The following is a 516-nucleotide window of genomic DNA, read 5'->3' on the forward strand; positions in this document are numbered from 1 at the left end:
AGACCGCCCCGGCGGTGCCGGTGCTGCTCTCCGCCCGGACCGGGGCCGCCCTGCGCGCCCAGGCCGACGGCCGGATGACCGCGCTCAACGCCGTCGGCGTGCTCAGCCGGATCGACCTGCTCGGCGAGGGCCACGGCGACCCCTGGCCGCGCGCCCGGCAGGTCGCCGCGACCAACGCCACCCGGCTCGCCGGGCTCGTCGACGAGGTGCTCCCGGTGGTCGGCCTGCTCGCCCAGACCGCCCTCGGCGACGACTTCACCGAACCGGACGCCGGGCTGGTCCGCCGGCTGGTCGAAGCCCCCGCCGCCGACCTGCGCCGCGCCCTCTACTCCGGCCGGCGCTTCCTGGACTGGGACGGCGCACCGCTCACCCGCCCCGAACGGGAGCGGCTGCTCGGCCTGCTCGGCGTCTACGGCATCGACACCGCCCTGACGGCCGCCCGCCGGGCCCGCGCCGCCGGCCGCCCGATCGGCGCCGCCGCCCTGCTCACCGAGTTCCGGGCGGCCTCCGGCATCG

General features: G+C 79.5%; 1 protein-coding gene. It reads left to right on the top strand.

Features of this window, described 5'->3' with window-relative positions; genetic code table 11:
- On the top strand, positions 1-516 hold a 516-nt coding region (locus ABD308_RS37190), incomplete at both ends, for a hypothetical protein (protein WP_344345013.1).

The sequence above is a fragment of the Kitasatospora putterlickiae genome, assembly GCF_039527695.1.
Classification (GTDB): Bacteria; Actinomycetota; Actinomycetes; order Streptomycetales; family Streptomycetaceae; genus Kitasatospora; species Kitasatospora putterlickiae.